This is a genomic window from Halostagnicola kamekurae, from assembly GCF_900116205.1.
Classification (GTDB): Archaea; Halobacteriota; Halobacteria; order Halobacteriales; family Natrialbaceae; genus Halostagnicola; species Halostagnicola kamekurae.
Map to the genome: position 1 here is coordinate 24889 of NZ_FOZS01000007.1, position 13915 is coordinate 38803.

Below are 13915 nucleotides of genomic sequence, written 5' to 3' on the forward strand. Positions count from 1 at the left end.
AACCATTATTCGTTGATCCGAGCTATCACCAATCGGTCCAACCCCATAATAATGATTATTCGCCTATGCAGAATTATCTTCAAAGTCCTTCAATTAGTACTTGGATCCGGTAAACAGAATCGATTCTAAGATCATCGTTGATAAAGTACGACAAGGTACCCGCCCGATCGGTTGCTATTACTTATTAGCAGAGAGAAAAATCGGTGTAGGAGAAATTAGAATACTGATTTCATGAAAATCGTCTCTGGATGACGTTTCGGTGTGTCTATAGTCGGTTCACCACTTTCCCACCTTGATAGAACGACGACATGCTATTGAGATCGAATCCTCTTCTGAATCCTATTTGCCGAACTAATGACTAACCCCGGGATATCCTGTTGGAACCGCTTCCCGGACATTGTATCAGCAGAACTCACAACACTGATCGCTCCCAATTGGCTTTGAGAATCATCGATGACCGCAGCGATTCCCCGGACATCTTCCTGCCACTCCTCTCGGTCGAAAGCAATCCCGCGAGATCGAATGTCCTGTAGTTCCTCGTCTAGATCCGACCGGCTCGTCAGCGTGTTCCCCGTATACTCCGACAAGCCGTTTTGATCAATGATTGCGTCTACATCTTCTGGACTCATCGCCGCAAGAAGTGCCTTTCCGGGCGCAGTACAGTGTAATGGAAGGGTGTCGCCCATTTCGATGGGAGGTTCGTCTGCTTTTTCTCTTGCCGCTGTGCACAGGCAGATTCCCGTCTTGCGTTCCACTACGACCAGACTTGCGACCAGTCGTGACGCTGTCGAAAGCTGACGAACCTCCGTGGCACTCGCTCGATAGAGCGGATGGCGATTTCGCGTGATTCCGCCTATTTGGAGGAAGCGAAGACTAACTCGATAGGTCCAGTTATCGCGAATCACGAAACCCAGCTGTTTGAGCGTATCTAGGTGATTGTGGATGGTACTTTTCGAAAACGCTACTTGGTCATCGAGTTCAGTGATCGTCGCACCATTGTGTTCGAGGAGCACTTCAATTAGACGCACACTGGTAGCAGTCGCTTTCACTGTCGTATCTTCTTTGTTAGTCATAGTAGTGATCTATACGCGAGGGCCTAAAGAATTATTCTCTTATTCCGAAAGAGGTATTGTGGCCGGCTACCACTCGGCGATACTACCGTCGTCGTGGTACCAGATTGGGTTCTGCCAGTCGAATTGTGTATCGGCCTGCTCCCGTACGAACGATTCATCGATATCGATACCGAGTCCGGGCGCATCAGGTGCGTCGACGTAGCCGTTCTCAAATCCGAATACACCCGGGTCGAGAAGGTAAGCGAGGAGATCATTCTGATTGTGATCGTGGATATCGAGATTCTGGCTTTGAACGAACGCATTCGGAGTAGCGACCGCGATATGAAGACACGAGGCGAAGGCTATCGGACCGAGTGCACAGTGAAGTGCGACAGCGATATCGGCGGCTTCGGCAGCGTCGGCAATTTTCTTGACTTCGGTGATACCGCCAGCGTGCGACGGATCCGGTTGGATGATATCCACCTGGCTGTTCGCGAGGGTCTGCTGGAACTCCCAGCGCGAGTACAGGCGCTCGCCGGAGGCAAGGGGCGTCTTTGTGTGTGACTCGATCCGTGGGAGAACATCGAAGTGTTCGGGGAGTACCGGCTCCTCATAGAACATCGGATCGTACGGATCTAGCTTCGATGCTACCCACTTGGCCATTCCCTTTGTTACTCGTCCGCGGAAGTCAACAGCGATATTAATGTTATTCCCTACCTCATCACGAACGCCAGCAAGACGGTTCGTAATCTCCTCGACAACCTCTGGGGAGTCGATTCGGCGAATTTGAGAGTTCGCCGCCATTTTGAGGGTGGTGTATCCGTTGTTGACCGCCGTTTCCGCGGCTTCCCTCATCTCCTCGGGTGTATCGCCGCCAATCCACTGATACGTAAGGATCCGGTCTCGGGCCCTGCCACCGAGAAGGTCGTACACGGGTGCGCCATAGTGCTTGCCCTTAATATCCCAAAGTGCCTGATCGACACCGGCCATCGAGCTCATGAGAATGGGACCCCCCCTGAAATGACGACCGCGGTACATCGCCTGCCAATGGCGTTCGATCTCGAGAGGATCCTTCCCGAGAAGGTAATTGTCTATGATCTCCTCGACTGCCGTAATCGTCGTTCGCGCATGTCCTTCGACGATCGGTTCTCCCCACCCGACCAATCCAGTGTCGGTCTCAAGCTTAAGGAACACCCACCGGGGAGGCACTTCGAACAGTTCATAGTCGATTATTTCCATAGAAGACGGTATTTTCTCCACACTAATGGTAGTTGTCCCGAGTAGCGGGTGTCCAAACAGAGTGAAAATCAGTTCGTGTCGGACGTCGTGGGGACGGTGATCCCATCGATCCGATCTAGCGCATCCTCCCGAGCGTTCCAGACCTCGAACATAGCCTCGTAGGAGTCACTGAAGTATTCGTACCATTCGTCGTACTGCGAGGCGCGCTCAGGTCGGGGTTCGTACGTCCGGTCAACAGTGGTCGTCTTCTCTGCGGCAGAGGGGATATCGTCGTACACTCCGGTGGCGACACCAGCAAGTAGCGCGACGCCTTTTGCGCCGAACTCATCGCCGACTGGAACGGAAATCGGCGTATCGAGGCAGTCGGCGAACATCTGGCACCAGAAGTCCGAGCGGGCGCCGCCACCGCTGATCAGGATCCTATTGGGATCACCAGCCATGTGTTCGAAGCAGTCTCTCATCGCCAGCGTGACGCCTTCGTAGACGGCACGGAGCAGGTATTCCCGATCGTGTTCCGGCGACATTCCAAGGAACTGCGCCCGAGCCGACGTCTCCAGGAACGGGCTACGTTCGCCCGACGTACTGAGATAGGGGTGGTAGAGTACGCCATCCGAACCGATCGGAATCTCCTCGAGGTCAGGAACGATTTCGGCGAAGTCCTGTCCGCCAGCGATCTCCTCGAACGCCCAGTCGAGATTCGGTGTGCCGGCCATCGATGCCATTGCCCGGACGTAGAAGTCGTCTTCGACCGCGAAGAGAAAGCCCGTTCCCTCGGTTTCCTCGGGTGCTTCGTCGAGTATTAGCTGGTTGAGCGACGTCGTTCCGACGACCGAAGAGCTATCGCCCTTCTGAGCGGCACCGCTGCCGATCCCCGACGCAACGATATCGATCGCACCCGAAACGACCGGCGTACCGGCCGGAAGCCCGGTTGCTTCAGCGCCCTCACCGGTCACATTACCAATAATTTCCGACGCCGACTCGAGACGGGGAAGCATCTCGTCAAGACCGTCAACATCAACTAATTCAGGAACGATATCCGAGTACTCTCCCGTTTCGATGTCGATGAACGGAAGCGATGCGTCGCTCCGATCAGTCGTTCGCTCTCCCGTGAGACGGTACTTGAGCCAGTCCTTCGAACAGAAGACAGTTTCGGCGCGTTCGATGGACTCGGGTTCCTCGTCAGCGAGCCACTGGAGAATCGGCAGCGGCGCTCCAGGGAACAGATCGCTACCGCAGATGTTAGCGATGAGGGGTGCGACACCAGATTCTTCCCACTCGTTGACGTACTTCGACGCACGACCGTCGTTCCAGAGGATCGCATTGCGAACTGGATCGCCCGCTTCGTCAATCAACCAGCAGCCGTCGCCCTGTCCGGTCATTCCGATACCGATGATAGTATCGGGGTCGTCCAACGCATCGACGACATCTCGGATCGTCTCGGTCGTCAGCGTCCACGTCCGTTCCATGTCCTGCTCTACCCATCCGGTCTCCGGTTGTTGGAGGGAGTTGTCCCTCGCAGCTCGGTGAAGTTCATTCCCGTCGAGGTCGAACGCGACTGATTTAATCCGAGTCGTACCTGCATCTACACCTATGAGTATGTGACTCATGCATATGCAGTATAAATCATTACTAATAAATTTTCCCGTCACACCCGTTCTTCACGTGCTTCTCCGTGTTCTCAAAACAACTAACAAAAACATTTATTATGTGTGGTTTGGAATACCAAAGCGCTGCGAAAGACCCGCAACAACGGAACACTGTATAGGGAGCCTAACGTGCAGGGCATAGAGTCAAGTAGTCGAGGCGATCGATCGTGGTGACCGACTACGAAAGAAAGCAAACCGCTACTCGACAGGAAAATCACGGCGGTCTACGGAACCCGTCTGATATCACCGAACAAAACGAATGAAAGCACTCGTCACGGCGAATTTCGACGACGCGAACTTGAACAGACTGCAGGACGACCTCGGTATGGTGATCGACTACCGACCGATCAAGGAGCGATCCGAGCGACTATCCCAGTCCGAACTCGAAGTTCTCCTCGAGGATGTCGACGTGTTTGTCGTCGGGTACGAGGGTGTCTCAGCCGAGGTGATGGATACGGCCGAAAATTTGCAGGTGATCGCCTGTTCCCGCGGCGGCCCGGAGGCCAATGTGGACATCGATGCCGCGACGGATCGCGGGATTCCCGTCCTATACGCGCCCGAGCGGAACGCGGTTAGCGTGGCCGATTTTACCGTCGGAATGATCCTTGCATCGACACGGAACATCGCCCGTAGCCATCATCTGCTCCACACTCAAACGTACACAGGCGAACCGGTCGCCGACGCAGCAGGCGGTGGCGAGCGGGAGGATGTTACGTGGGGCATCGCGAAGGGGTCGCCGTACGCCGAACTCGCTGGGCCGGAACTCGAGGGAAAGACCCTTGGAATCGTCGGCATGGGTGCAATCGGTCAGAACGTTGCCCAGCGTGCCGACGGGTTTGGCGTCGAAATGCTCGGGGTCGATCCTTTTGTCGACACTGAAGCGATGGCCGAACACGGCGTCACGAAGGTCAAACTGGACGAACTCTGTGAGCGCTCGGATATCGTGACGGTACACTGTCCCGTGACCGAGGCGACTCGTAACCTAATCGGCGAAGCGGAGTTCGATCTCATGCCGCAGAATGCGTACTTCGTTAACATTGCCCGCGGTGCAATCATCGAGCAGGACGCACTGGTCGACGCGCTTCGGAATGACCAGCTCGCAGGCGCTGCACTCGACGTGTATGACCGAGAACCGCTCCCCGACGGCCACCCGCTCCTAGAGTTGCCGAACGTGGTGACGACACCTCACATCGCAGGCGCCGCGCACGAAGTCGTGAATCGCCACGCTGCGATGCTGACTGACGATATCGCGGCGCTCCTCGCGGGACGAGAACCCGAACACGTCGCAAACGAAGAGGCGCTCGCCGGACTAACCGTTGGCGACGAGACCTGACCGAATCGCAGACAGACACCGACGTGGACACGGTGACAGTTCACAACGATGAAATCAATGGTACAAGAACTCACGGAAGAACGGACCGCAGTGGCGGAACTCGGAAAGCGGATGCTCGAACAGGAGCTTACCAAAGGAACGGGCGGTAACATCAGCGCCCAGTCGGGCGATCACGTTGCGATCAGCCCCTCTGGGATACCCTACGACGAAATTACGCCGGAGGACGTGCCGATCGTTGACCTGCACGGCGAACAGGTCACCGGTGAGCCCGCTCCCTCCAGCGAGTTTCGGATGCACACCGACGTACTACGCGAGCGGAGCGAGGTTGGCGGCGTGGTGCACACACACTCGCCGTATGCCAGCACGTTCGCCAGCCTCGGCGAGCCGGTTCCCGCTTCACATTACCTGATCGCATTTGTCGGTGATCAGGTACCTGTCGCTCCGTACGAAACCTACGGAACAGCCGAATTGGCCGAGACAGCTCTCGAGACGCTCGGCGAAGAGTACAACGCCTGCCTGCTCGAGAATCACGGCGTACTCGCAGTCGGAGAGTCAGTCGAAGCAGCTTTCGAAGTCGCATTGATGACTGAATACTGCGCTCGCATCCACTACCAGGCGATCAGTGTGGGCGAGCCTAACATCTTGCCCGATCAAGAGATTGACACGCTCCTTGATCGGTTCGCGGACTATGGACAGGATCACTGACTACAAACACAGTAAATACACAATGGTTCAATCGATCACACTCGAGACGGCAAAGGAAGTAATCAACGCAGCTGAAGATGCGGCAGCGGCCATCGATAACCCGATGGTGATCACTGTCGTCAATTCCGAAGGGAACCTCGTCGCACAGCAGCGGATGAACAACGCTTGGCTCGCATCGGTGAGCATCTCCCGCAATAAGGCATACACATCCGCCGCTCTGGACATGCCCACTCACGAACTCGCGAAGGCGACCCAGCCCGGCGAGTCGCTCTGGGGGCTCCAGACCACGGACGATAATCAGCTCGTCGTATTCGGTGGCGGGTATCCTCTCGTTCACGATGGCGAAATTGTGGGCGCCATCGGCGTCAGCGGCGGCGCAGTTGAACAAGACCGTACCGTCGCTGAAGCGGGCGTCGACGCCTTCGAAGGGATGCACTGACGGCCACCAGCGCAACTGGTGAGCAGTTTTCCGAATAGTAATTACTATCCCATCATTTATTAATAGTTATATTTATAATGTAGCAATTTGATGTCTGATCCGGAGCTAGAGATGATAAATAATCAAAGACCGCAGATCGGACAAGACGAGTCTACAGACCGAAAACAGCGATATCGGCACAGCCCGCCTAGTCGAGAAGTCGACGTTCGAGAGGTGAGGTGAGATGGTCGATATCATGGCGATCTGGTCGCTCGAGTATCTCTTGCTGGCCGTAGCTGGAGGCGCGTTCGGAGCAGCGATCGGGGGCCTTCCCGCGTTCATCTTCACTGGATTCATGGTAATTGCCGGAGAGGCGGCGAATCTAGGTGGAAACGCTGCAGCCGGTGGCGACGCGGCGACTATCATGATCACCGATTCGATCGCGTTCGGTCCCGTGTTCGGACCTCATATCAGCTTCGCCGCCGGTGCGGCCGCCTCGGCGTACGCTGCAAAGCAGGGATACATGGACACGGACTACGACTACCATCAAGCCAAAAACATCAACTACGCGTTCGGCACAAAGCCGGACGTACTCGCGGTCGGTGCACTGTTCGGAGCTGCTGGGTATGTGATGGTCGAAGCGCTCGTCGCCTTCTCAATGCCGTTCGACCAGGTTGCGATGGGCGTTGTCCTGTCAGCTGTACTCCACCGCATCGTGTTCGGCTACGACGTTGTCGGTACTCCCGCCACGGGATGGCTCAACATGACGCCGTTCGAACGGGAAGATCGACGGCCGTCAGATGCCGTTGCTACCGACGGTGGCGTTGTGGGAGAACGATACGTCGTCGAACCGTGGCTTCCCCAACAGTACAAGTGGCTCAACGTAGCGCTTCTCGGCGTCGTCGTGGGCGTTCTGGGCGCGTACATCGGGTACGCGAGCGAGAGCGTGTTCCTCCCGTTCGGGATCAGTGCCGCCTCGCTGGTATTCCTGAGTATCGGTCACGAAAACTTCCCAGTCACACACCATATTACGTTCCCGGCGAGCACCGCCGTGTTTGCCCTCGCTGGGACTGATCCAGTCTCGTCGGTTTCACTTTTCGGAGTCGTCACTGTCGGAGCCGCATTCGGTGCGGTGTGTGCGCTTTTCGGTGAACTGTTTCAACGGGTCTTCTACGCACACGGCGACACACACTTGGATCCGCCCGCTGCAGCCATTGTCTTCGGGACCTTCCTGATCCCGGTGTGTAACGTACTCGGTATCCTGCCGGGGAGCGCATGGATTCCCGCATTGTAACGAAGTTATAGTCGGCGGATTTCAGAACAACCAAACACAACAATTATAATCATCGTCTTCGTGGTATTTTGTGATTCCATGCCCTATTCAATCGTCGTCGTCGGTGGCGGAGCGACTGGTACGGGAACCGCCCGTGATCTCGCTATGAGGGGGTTCGACGTTACGCTCGTCGAACGAGGAAATCTCACCGAGGGGACTACGGGCCGTACCCATGGCCACCTCCATAGCGGTGGTCGATACGCCGTCAGCGATCAGGAAAGCGCTATTGACTGCATGCAAGAAAACCAGATACTGCGAGACATCGCTGGTCATTGCATCGAAGATACTGGTGGCCTCTTCGTCCAACTCGAGGGTGATCCCGACGAGTACTTCGAGGAGAAACTCCGAGGCTGTGCGGAGTGTAACATCCCGACGACCGTTATTTCAGGAGAAGAGGCCCGTCGACGTGAGCCCTATCTCTCTAACGAAGTAAAACGAGCGATACGGGTTCCCGACGGTGCAATCGATCCGTTCCGACTCTGCGTTGCAAACGCTTCCGACGCGGTCAACCACGGCGCGACCGTCGAAACACACACGGAAGTCGTCGACGTCTTAGTCAACGAGGGGTCTGTTACTGGCGTCGAAATCGAGCGTCAGGGGCCGAACTACCTAGGCAAAGGATCCGAAGGGGATACCAAAACGCTCGAAGCTGACTTCGTCGTCAGTGCTACCGGCGCGTGGGCCGGACAACTGGCAGCAATGGCAGGTATCGAACTAGAGATGTCAATTTCGAAAGGCGCGATGGTCGTCACGAACGTCCGGCAACTAGATACCGTGATCAACCGTTGCCTCCCGAAAGGAGAAGGAGACACGATCATCCCGCACGAGACGACCGTTCTCCTCGGCGCCAACGACGACTCCATCGAGGACCCGGACGATTATCCCGAAGAACAGTGGGAAGTCGACATGATGATAGACATCGCCTCGGAGATGGTCCCAGTTGTCGCCGATGCACGTATGATCCGGGCGTACTGGGGCGTACGACCGTTGTATGACCCGGATCCCGAATCGACGTCAGATCCCGGCGACGTCACGCGGAACTACTTCGTGCTCGACCACGACGAACGCGACGGTGTCGAGGGATTCGTTTCGATCGTCGGTGGGAAACTAACGACGTACCGCGAAATGGCCGAATCCGTTACCAACCACGTATGTGACTCTCTCGATGTCGACGTCGACGGCCGAACACATCAGGAACCTCTTCCGGGAAGCTCCGATCCGTCTCTTCTCGATGAGTACATGGACAAGTTCAACTTGCGCTCACCTATCGCCCGTCGAAGTCGCCAGCGACTCGGCGATCGCACACCAGCGGTGCTTGATATCGATGGGGCGAATCCAATTGTCTGTGAATGTGAGGGTGTTACTCGCGCAGAAATTCGAGACGCTATCAGCCGAGTTGGTGCAGACTTGAACGGTGTTAGACTACAGACTCGAGCCTCGATGGGGAACTGTCAAGGAGGGTTTTGTACCCATCGGATGGGTGCTGAATTGTACGACGACCACGGGAGCGGGGCCGCTCGAGACGCTATCGATAATCTCTACCAAGAGCGCTGGAAGGGGCAGCGTCACACTCTCTGGGGCGAACAACTCTCGCAAGCGATGTTGAACCACATGATCCACGCGACCACGATGAACCACGACGCGGATCCAGCCGTCTTCGACGTGGATATCGATTACGGTGCGTACGATGCCCAAAAGGCCGGGCACGTAACGGAGGACGGCCATGGCGATTGAGAGCGACGTTCTCGTCATCGGCGGTGGGCTCGCCGGCGTCACGAGCGCCGTCGCAGCCGCTCGTACCGGCGCCGATGTCCGCCTGCTCTCTCACAAGAAGACGACACTCCGGCAAGCATCTGGGCTCGCTGACGGACTCGGATACATCCCCGGCCGGTCCCGCTCGGACGACCAAAGTGAGTACCTCTCCCAGGAGCGGAAAGACTTCCGGGAACTACGGGCGAGTCGTGACGAGTATCAGGGACCGCTGATCAGACCGTTTGACGGGTTTACCGCCTTGCCCGACGACCATCCCTATTCGGTTCTCGGAGAAGACGCCCTTCGCTCGGGACTGTCGTTATTCGACGATCTCGTCGGCGACACGTATCTGGGCGAACACACGGAGAAGAACGCGCTCGTTCCGACATTCGGCGGGACGATAAAGCCGACGGCTCGATATCCGCGATCGGTAGCTGCGGGGATTGCCAGCGACGAGCGGCCGATGCTCGTCGTGGGGTTCCGGTCGCTCACTGACTTCGACGCCCGCATGGTCGCGGACAACCTCGAAGCTGCCGACGTTCCGTTCGAGGTAACCGGTGCCGAAGTGGAGTTTACCGAACAGTTCCCCGCTGACGCCAAAGTGACCCGTTATGCGAGGGTGCTCGATCACGACGAGCGCATCGGCGGGACACCTGCACGCCAAGCCTTAGTCGACGCCGTCGAGACTTCCGCCAACGATGTAGAACGTATCGGGTTCCCCGCACTTCTCGGCGACGACAACGCTCAGGAGGTTCGCGCCGACCTCGGTGATCGACTGGGTGCAGACGTGTTCGAGATTCCGACGGGGCCACCGAGCCTTCCTGGACTCCGTCTGGAGGACCAATTATATGCAGCACTGGACACCGAAGGGGTGCAGTACGAGACGGGGTGTCCCGTCGTAGATTACGAGACAACAGTCGAGACACCGGGCAAACTCGAGTCCGTACTGGTCGAGCGGAGTGGTCGAAAGATCCCCTATACGGCCGCGACGTTCGTGCTCGCGACCGGCGGGCTCGTCGGGAAGGGGATCGATTCTGACCGTGACCACGTCTACGAGCCGGTATTCGACTGTCACATCCCGCAACCGTCGGATCGGTACGATTGGTTCACTGACGATGCTTTCGGCGATCATCTCTACGCCCGATTTGGAATCGAACACGATACTACGATGCGTCCGCTTGACGCGGACGGTAATCCAGAGTTTACCAACCTATACGCTGCCGGAGCGGTGGTGGGCGGCGCAGATGTCGCCCGCGAGAAATCCGCTAGCGGTGTTTCGCTGGCGACCGGCGTCGTCGCCGGAAGAAAAGCTGCAGCAGCGATTAGTGACTCGAGTGCCGACTTGAAGATGACGAAAATCTAACAATGGCTGACGACACTGATCAGACCGACGATACGACTGCACAGCCCTACGCATTAGATAGCGGATCTGCTGGTGGATCCGCCGATCAGGCAACGCTCACCGACGAGGAATCGGATGTTACCCAGGTGTTTCCGGAAAAAGAGTTGGATCTGCGCGCCGGTGCTGACGACTGCTACAAGTGCACGACGTGTGATGTCTCGTGCCCGGTTGCGGAAGTCGACGAAGAGTTCCCGGGGCCGAAGTTTCAGGGACCCGAGCAGTGGCGGCTTAAGCGAAAGGAAGACGTCGACATCGACGACTCGATCACGTCTTGTTCGAATTGTATGCGGTGTGATTCTGCGTGTCCGTCAAACGTACCGCTCTCGCAAATGCACAACGAGGCACGTGGTGAATACGTTGACGAACAGATGGCGGTGTTCTCGCGGGAGTATATTCGCAATCGAATTCTCTCGAACTACCGTACATCGGCTCGAGTGGCGTCGAAAGTCCCCCATCTGTCCAACTTCATGATGAACTTCAGTCCCGTTCGGTGGCTAATGGAGAAGACACTTGGCGTCACGAAAGAACGGGAGTTTCCAAAGTTCGCCTCAGAAACGTTCCAGGAATGGTGGCAAAACCGCAGTGGAGCGGATGTACAAAATGCCGACAAACAGATCGCGTACTTCCATGGCTGCTACTCGAACTACAATACGCCGGAGGTGGCGAAAGCCATGGTGCGGGTGTTTGAGCGCTTCGACTACGAGGTGCTGGTCCCACCACAGCAGTGTTCCGGGACACCAATGTTTGCTAACGGTATGCTTTCCGACGCGAGAAGACACGCAGTGACGAACGTGGAAGAACTCGCTGCGGCGATTGATGACGGGGCGGACATCATCGCGTCGTGTACGTCGTGCTCGCTGTCGCTCCGACAGGAATACCCCGAACTATTCGATATTGATCGAATCAACGATGTTGCAGATAATACGTTCGAAGCAATAGAATACCTTCGAATCCACGAGGATCTCACAGGAGTGCTCTCGGATGCTGAACTCGACGGGCAATCACTCGCCTACCACGGCCCGTGTCACGCCCGAAACCAGGGTCTCCACCGTCAAGCAATCGAGTTATTCCGTGATGTTGACGGTGTTCACGTCGAAGACGTAGGCGACTCCTGTTCTGGTATTTCGGGGACCTACGGCTGGAAAGCCGAGAAGTACGAGACGTCCATGAAGATTGGCGAAGAGATGTTCGAACACATGGAACACGCAAAGGGTGAGACGGGACTGACTGAATGTCCGACTTGTGCGATGCAAATGGAACATGGTACCGGGTACGAAATCTGGCATCCGCTCCAGTTGATCGAAGACGCAATTGTCGAGTGACATCTCTGACGAACGAGCCGATTAACAAGTGCGAGGTGTTTGGAAACTCGATAGAGCATAACACTGAATATCCTTGAGATTACATCCATTAGTGAGATGAGTAACGAAAAATCAGCAGTTACTGTTGCTGACAAAAGCGCCGTCATCATTGGTGGAACAACTGGTATCGGACGAGGAATCGCTCGTACGTTCGCCGAGGATGGTGCGAACGTCATTGCTACCAGCCGATCGAAGGATGCCGTTACGAAAATAACTGAAGAGTTGCGATCAATCGGCGCCGAAACGACCGAAGTCACCTGTGACGTTCGCGATCGTACCTCGATAGAAAACCTTCGGGATGTCGCTGTCGACATATTCGGCGAGGTCGACGTCTTGATCAACTCGGCAGGAGCAACGGATCACGCGTCGCTGCTCGAAATGACCGATTCTCAGTGGAATCAGGGCATAGACGTATTTCTCACGGGAGTATTTCGGGCATGCCAGATATTTGGTCGATCGATGGACCACGGTAGTATCATTAACATCTCATCGATGTCCGGTCGACAGATCCGGGAGAATCGACCGGTGTACTGTGCCGCAAAGAGCGGTGTGAATGGACTAACACGAGCCGCTGCAGTCGACTTGGCCCCAAACATCCGGGTTAACGCGATTGCACCGGGGTTCGTCAAAACCGAACTATCTGGTGAGAGACTTGCTGATGGTTCTCCCGTGCGTGAGATTATTGATGAGCGGACACCTCTTAATCGTGTTGCAGACTCAGACGAAATCGCAGGTACTGCAGTTTATCTCGCGAGCGACGCCGCCTCGTTCACGACTGGCGAGGTTCTGACTGTCGACGGGGGCTACGACCGTAGCGCATTGTAGTTCGATGCAACGCTTGATTCGCATTATCACTCTCCACTACTGGTATCGAATGTGTTGCAGTCTTCAAGAATTATGGGTACAGTGAAGGGTAGTGTTCAAATAAGGAGGGTCTGGTGAATCGCTATACTGCATCGGATTATAGTTTTTCTGTTTCTGCGAGACCGTTCAACGGTTCATCAGCGTTGGATCCCTTGAAATTGCAGCCATAATTGTTCCAGAGTGATACCTCGAGAGACGGGATTTTACCGAAAGTCACCGGCGCATAGTGATTCACCAGAGCCATTGATTGTCATCTCTGTCCGAAAACTCGGTCGGTGATTCTGTACGATTTCACTGTTTGAATTGCATGAATTCAGTCATTTAACTACTGTTACTGGTACTGGCGCACGTCGTGTAACCGTTTCCGCGACACTTCCTAGAAGAAACCGTTCCATGCCATGCCGACCGTGACTCCCAAGGACGATCGCATCCACGTCTTCTTCTCGTTCATATTGAAGGATCGATCGCGCTGGTGACCCGAACAGTGTGACGGATTCGATACGACGTCCTTGATCGTTCGCGATTTTCTCAGCACGTTCGAACAACTTGGAGGACGGATCGTACTGGTTTCTGTGTGAGACGTCAGATAGTTCGAGAGGCGCATCTTCGGCCATCGTGACCACGTGTAACGCGATGATGTCCCCATCGGAATAACGCTCGAAAGCGTACTCCACTACCTTCTCCGTCAGCGGGGTATCGTCAATCGGTACGAGAATTCGTTCGGTCATTGGACAAATACTACTCTATCCACTGGCTTAATACCGATACCTCCACGGTTGTATCTTCTGAATAATTGCATACGTTGTTGTA

The 13915-nt window shown here is 55.8% G+C and carries 12 protein-coding genes; 8 read left to right on the top strand and 4 right to left on the bottom strand.

The genetic code is table 11. The annotated features are described in order from the left end of the window. Positions 1–311 precede the first annotated feature (311 nt). The 3 genes from BM348_RS19170 to BM348_RS19180 all read right to left on the bottom strand — a co-directional run bounded on the left by BM348_RS19170 (position 312) and on the right by BM348_RS19180 (position 3898). Entirely contained in the window at positions 312–1073 is a 762-nt protein-coding gene (locus tag BM348_RS19170) for an IclR family transcriptional regulator (RefSeq protein ID WP_092907516.1), read from the bottom strand. 66 nt (positions 1074–1139) lie between these two features. Then, complete coding sequence (dgoD, locus tag BM348_RS19175; protein ID WP_092907518.1) at positions 1140–2291, bottom strand: galactonate dehydratase; 1152 nt, start codon at positions 2289–2291, stop codon at positions 1140–1142. Positions 2292–2359: 68 nt separating this feature from the next. Further along, complete coding sequence (locus BM348_RS19180; protein ID WP_092907520.1) at positions 2360–3898, bottom strand: FGGY-family carbohydrate kinase; 1539 nt, start codon at positions 3896–3898, stop codon at positions 2360–2362. Between the two features lie 298 nt (positions 3899–4196). Between BM348_RS19180 and BM348_RS19185 the strand changes: the two genes are divergently transcribed. From BM348_RS19185 to BM348_RS19220, 8 genes are all read left to right on the top strand, one after another. Next, positions 4197–5270, top strand: a complete 1074-nt coding sequence (locus BM348_RS19185; RefSeq protein ID WP_092907522.1) for a 2-hydroxyacid dehydrogenase — start codon at positions 4197–4199, stop codon at positions 5268–5270. A gap of 57 nt (positions 5271–5327) precedes the next feature. Further along, positions 5328–5975, top strand: a complete 648-nt coding sequence (locus tag BM348_RS19190; protein ID WP_092907524.1) for a class II aldolase/adducin family protein — start codon at positions 5328–5330, stop codon at positions 5973–5975. Positions 5976–5997: 22 nt separating this feature from the next. Continuing rightward, positions 5998–6414, top strand: a complete 417-nt coding sequence (locus BM348_RS19195) for a GlcG/HbpS family heme-binding protein (protein ID WP_092907572.1) — start codon at positions 5998–6000, stop codon at positions 6412–6414. Between the two features lie 223 nt (positions 6415–6637). Beyond that, positions 6638–7687, top strand: coding sequence for a hypothetical protein (locus BM348_RS19200; protein ID WP_092907526.1), 1050 nt, complete (start codon positions 6638–6640; stop codon positions 7685–7687). A gap of 78 nt (positions 7688–7765) precedes the next feature. Next, positions 7766–9460 (top strand): anaerobic glycerol-3-phosphate dehydrogenase subunit GlpA, encoded by a 1695-nt coding sequence (glpA, locus tag BM348_RS19205; RefSeq protein ID WP_092907528.1) that lies wholly within the window; start codon positions 7766–7768, stop codon positions 9458–9460. Next, on the top strand, positions 9450–10841 hold the full coding sequence (glpB, locus tag BM348_RS19210) for a glycerol-3-phosphate dehydrogenase subunit GlpB (protein ID WP_092907530.1): 1392 nt from the start codon (positions 9450–9452) through the stop codon (positions 10839–10841). The genes glpA and glpB overlap by 11 nt, the downstream gene beginning before the upstream one ends. A 2-nt stretch (positions 10842–10843) precedes the next feature. Continuing rightward, a complete protein-coding gene (locus BM348_RS19215; RefSeq protein WP_092907532.1) occupies positions 10844–12202 on the top strand; it encodes an anaerobic glycerol-3-phosphate dehydrogenase subunit C in 1359 nt (452 codons plus the stop codon). A 96-nt stretch (positions 12203–12298) separates the two neighbouring features. Next, on the top strand, positions 12299–13066 hold the full coding sequence (locus BM348_RS19220; RefSeq protein WP_092907534.1) for an SDR family NAD(P)-dependent oxidoreductase: 768 nt from the start codon (positions 12299–12301) through the stop codon (positions 13064–13066). Between the two features lie 356 nt (positions 13067–13422). Here BM348_RS19220 and BM348_RS19225 read toward each other — a convergent pair whose 3' ends face one another. Next, positions 13423–13833: a universal stress protein gene (locus tag BM348_RS19225; RefSeq protein ID WP_092907536.1), complete on the bottom strand. Its 411-nt coding sequence runs from the start codon at positions 13831–13833 to the stop codon at positions 13423–13425. Positions 13834–13915: the final 82 nt, after the last annotated feature.

What these genes read in the sequence shown, in the direction of transcription:
- BM348_RS19170 (WP_092907516.1), bottom strand. Translation starts at nt 1,073, where the DNA reads ATGACTAACAAAGAAGATACGACAGTGAAAGCGACTGCTACCAGTGTG.
- dgoD (WP_092907518.1), bottom strand. Translation starts at nt 2,291, where the DNA reads ATGGAAATAATCGACTATGAACTGTTCGAAGTGCCTCCCCGGTGGGTG.
- BM348_RS19180 (WP_092907520.1), bottom strand. Translation starts at nt 3,898, where the DNA reads ATGAGTCACATACTCATAGGTGTAGATGCAGGTACGACTCGGATTAAA.
- BM348_RS19185 (WP_092907522.1), top strand. Translation starts at nt 4,197, where the DNA reads ATGAAAGCACTCGTCACGGCGAATTTCGACGACGCGAACTTGAACAGA.
- BM348_RS19190 (WP_092907524.1), top strand. Translation starts at nt 5,328, where the DNA reads ATGGTACAAGAACTCACGGAAGAACGGACCGCAGTGGCGGAACTCGGA.
- BM348_RS19195 (WP_092907572.1), top strand. Translation starts at nt 5,998, where the DNA reads ATGGTTCAATCGATCACACTCGAGACGGCAAAGGAAGTAATCAACGCA.
- BM348_RS19200 (WP_092907526.1), top strand. Translation starts at nt 6,638, where the DNA reads ATGGTCGATATCATGGCGATCTGGTCGCTCGAGTATCTCTTGCTGGCC.
- glpA (WP_092907528.1), top strand. Translation starts at nt 7,766, where the DNA reads ATGCCCTATTCAATCGTCGTCGTCGGTGGCGGAGCGACTGGTACGGGA.
- glpB (WP_092907530.1), top strand. Translation starts at nt 9,450, where the DNA reads ATGGCGATTGAGAGCGACGTTCTCGTCATCGGCGGTGGGCTCGCCGGC.
- BM348_RS19215 (WP_092907532.1), top strand. Translation starts at nt 10,844, where the DNA reads ATGGCTGACGACACTGATCAGACCGACGATACGACTGCACAGCCCTAC.
- BM348_RS19220 (WP_092907534.1), top strand. Translation starts at nt 12,299, where the DNA reads ATGAGTAACGAAAAATCAGCAGTTACTGTTGCTGACAAAAGCGCCGTC.
- BM348_RS19225 (WP_092907536.1), bottom strand. Translation starts at nt 13,833, where the DNA reads ATGACCGAACGAATTCTCGTACCGATTGACGATACCCCGCTGACGGAG.